At 73.2% G+C, this 3092-nt stretch carries 3 protein-coding genes and 1 rRNA gene; 2 read left to right on the top strand and 2 right to left on the bottom strand.

All coding sequences use genetic code 11. The features are described from left to right. Positions 1–83, top strand: a 5S ribosomal RNA gene (gene rrf, locus ABZ641_RS30840); the annotation flags it as partial. A 57-nt stretch (positions 84–140) separates the two neighbouring features. On the opposite strand, the gene ABZ641_RS30835 is transcribed toward rrf, so the two are convergent. Together ABZ641_RS30835 and ABZ641_RS30830 are read right to left on the bottom strand one after the other, a co-directional pair. Then, positions 141–797, bottom strand: a complete 657-nt coding sequence (locus ABZ641_RS30835; protein ID WP_359987094.1) for a methyltransferase domain-containing protein — start codon at positions 795–797, stop codon at positions 141–143. 62 nt (positions 798–859) lie between these two features. Beyond that, positions 860–1324, bottom strand: a complete 465-nt coding sequence (locus tag ABZ641_RS30830) for a GNAT family N-acetyltransferase (protein ID WP_359987091.1) — start codon at positions 1322–1324, stop codon at positions 860–862. A 282-nt stretch (positions 1325–1606) separates the two neighbouring features. Between ABZ641_RS30830 and ABZ641_RS30825 the strand changes: the two genes are divergently transcribed. Beyond that, a partial coding sequence (locus tag ABZ641_RS30825) for an AAA family ATPase (protein ID WP_359987097.1) occupies positions 1607–3092 on the top strand: 1486 nt, incomplete at its 3' end.

Raw genomic sequence — 3092 nt, 5'->3', positions numbered from 1 at the left:
ACATTCCGAACCCGGAAGCTAAGCCTCGTAGCGCCGATGGTACTGCAGGGGGGACCCTGTGGGAGAGTAGGACGCCGCCGAACAATTCTTCTGAGAAGCCCCGCCCGGGGACACCGGGCGGGGCTTCTCGCATTTTCGGATCAGATTCGCGCGACCAGGGCGTACCGCTCGTCGGAGACCGGCCCGCCCCAGAGGGTCGCCTCCTGGCTGAGCGGCGTCACCGCCAGTTCGGTGACGTGCGGGCGTAGTGCGTCGGTGAGGTCCCGGGCGCGGACGCCGCCGGCCCAGGGCAGCGGGTGGGCTCCGGGTTCGTACGGGGAGGCGGTGTCGCCCGCCTCGCGCCAGCGGCCCTCGACGAGTACCAGGGTGCCGCCCGGGCGGAGCAGGGTCACCCAGTGCCGCAGGGTGGCCGGCGGGTCGGCGAGGGTCCATGCCAGGTGGCGGCAGAGCAGGGCGTCGTAGCCGCCGGAGCGGGCGGGCGGGGTGTCGGCGTTGCCGATGTGGAAGGCGGCCTCCAGGCCCGTGGCGGCCAGTTTGGCGCGGGCCCGGGCGATCATGCCGGGGGCGAGGTCGATGCCGGTGACGTGGTGGCCCTGGTGGGCGAGCAGGAGGGAGAGCGAGCCGGTGCCGCAGCCGAGGTCGAGGACGTGGGCCGGCGGGTCGGGGAGCCATCCGTGCAGGCGGGAGGCCCAGGTGGCACGGACGGCGGGGTCGTGCAGGCCGTGGTCGGGCTCGTCGTCGAAGGTGTCGGCTGCTGCGTCCCAGTAGGCCGCGATCGGGGCGTGGGGGTCGGTCATCGGTCGAGTCTGCCAGGGGGGTACGACAGTCGCGGCCGACGGATCCGGGTGCCGCGCGGCGTCTACTCCTGTGGTGGCAGGGCGAGTTTGAAGCCGAGGTGGGAGGCGGTGAAGCCGAGGCGTTCGTAGAAGCGGTGGGCGTCGGTGCGGGTGGCGTCGGAGGTGAGTTGGACGAGGGAGGCGCCGAGTTCGCGGGACCGTTCGATGGCCCATTCGATCAGGGCGGTGCCGAGGCCGCTGCCGCGTTCCCCGGAGTGGATCCGGACGCCTTCGACGATCGTCCGGGTGGCTCCGCGGCGGGAGAGGCCGGGGACGACGGTGAGCTGCAGCGTGCCGACGGTGCGGCCGTCGCGCTCGGCGACGACGAGGTGCTGGTGGGGGTCGGCGGCGATCCGGACGAATGCGGCGCGGTACGGCGTGAGGTCGTCGGGGGACTCGCGGCCGGCGCCGAGCGGGTCGTCGGCCAGCATGGCGACGACGGCGGGCAGGTCGTCCTCGGTCGCGGGCCGGATGACGAGGTCGCTCATGGACCGACCCTACGCCGGTCCGACGGGGCGTCACCCGGCGGGGTGGTGCGGGGTCGCGCGGACGGCCGGGAAACGCCCCGGGAGCGGTGTTCTCCCCGGTGGCGGGCCCGGCTGTCCGCAGCGGGAGGTACCGTGCGTGGCACAACGGTCGCCGGCGTCGGGCGTGAGCAGTACTGGGAGGGCCTCGTGACCACGGAGCAGCAGCGCACGGGGCAGCCCGGCGCCGCGGGGCAGGGCGCGGCGCAGCAGGGTGCCCCGCGGCAGCTCGCCCAGGTCGAGGGCGTGCTGGAGCGGATCACGTACGCGAACGAGGAGACCGGCTACACGGTGGCCAGGGTGGACACCGGGCGCGGCGGGAACGACCTGCTGACGGTGGTGGGGGCGCTGCTGGGGGCGCAGCCGGGCGAGTCGCTGCGGATGTTCGGGCGGTGGGGGTCGCATCCGCAGTACGGGCGGCAGTTCACGGTGGAGAACTACACGACGGTGCTTCCGGCGACGGTGCAGGGCATCCGGCGGTACCTGGGGTCCGGGTTGATCAAGGGGATCGGGCCGCGGTTCGCGGAGCGGATCGTGGACGCCTTCGGGGTGGACACGCTGGAGGTCATCGAGAACGAGCCGGGCCGGCTGATCGAGGTGCCGGGGCTGGGCCCGAAGCGGACGAAGATGATCGCGGCGGCGTGGGAGGAGCAGAAGGCCATCAAGGAGGTGATGGTCTTCCTGCAGGGTGTCGGGGTGTCGACGTCGCTGGCGGTGCGGATCTTCAAGAAGTACGGCGACTCCTCGATCGGGGTGGTGAAGAACGAGCCGTACCGGCTGGCGGCGGACGTGTGGGGGATCGGCTTCCTGACGGCGGACCGGATCGCGCAGGCGGTGGGGATCCCGCACGACTCTCCGGAGCGGGTGAAGGCGGGGCTGCAGTACGCGCTGTCGCAGAGCAGCGACCAGGGGCACTGCTACCTGCCGGAGGAGCGGCTGATCGCGGACGGGGTGAAGCTGCTGCAGGTGGACGTGGGGTTGGTGATCGACTGCCTGTCCGAGCTGGTGGCGGAGGAGGGCGTCGTCCGGGAGCGGGTGCCGGGGGAGGGCGGGGAGCCGATCACGGCGGTGTACCTGGTGCCGTTCCACCGGGCGGAGGTGTCGCTGTCGAACCAGTTGCTGCGGCTGCTGAACGCGGAGGGCGACCGGCTGCCGGGCTTCGCGGGGGTGGACTGGGAGGCGGCGCTGGGCTGGTTGGCGCGTCGGACGGGGGCCGAACTGGCGCCGGAGCAGCGGGAGTCGGTGAAGTTGGCGCTGACCCGGAAGGTGGCGGTGCTGACCGGTGGTCCGGGCTGCGGGAAGTCGTTCACGGTGCGGTCGGTGGTGGAGCTGGCGCTGGCGAAGCGGGCGAAGGTGGTGCTGGCGGCGCCGACCGGACGGGCGGCGAAGCGGTTGGCGGAGCTGACGGGGGCGGAGGCGTCGACGGTGCACCGGCTGCTGGAGCTGCGGCCGGGCGGGGAGGCGGCGTACGACCGGGACCGGCCGCTGGACGCGGACCTGGTGGTGGTCGACGAGGCGTCGATGCTGGACCTGATCCTGGCGAACAAGCTGGTGAAGGCGGTGGCGCCGGGGGCGCACCTGCTGTTCGTGGGGGACGTGGACCAGTTGCCGTCGGTGGGTGCCGGCGAGGTGCTGCGGGACATGCTGTCGGAGGGCAGCCCGATCCCGTCGGTGCGGTTGACACGGATCTTCCGGCAGGCGCAGCAGTCGGGGGTGGTGACGAACGCGCACC

It is taken from the genome of Kitasatospora sp. NPDC007106 (genome assembly GCF_040634455.1).
Classification (GTDB): Bacteria; Actinomycetota; Actinomycetes; order Streptomycetales; family Streptomycetaceae; genus Kitasatospora; species Kitasatospora arboriphila.
The sequence above is the reverse complement of the archived record's forward strand: the minus strand, read 5'-3'. Positions and strand labels throughout refer to the sequence as shown.

Bases quoted from the DNA above. Each gene is read 5' to 3' on its own strand.
- ABZ641_RS30835 (WP_359987094.1), bottom strand. From the start codon at position 797: ATGACCGACCCCCACGCCCCGATCGCGGCCTACTGGGACGCAGCAGCC.
- ABZ641_RS30830 (WP_359987091.1), bottom strand. From the start codon at position 1,324: ATGAGCGACCTCGTCATCCGGCCCGCGACCGAGGACGACCTGCCCGCC.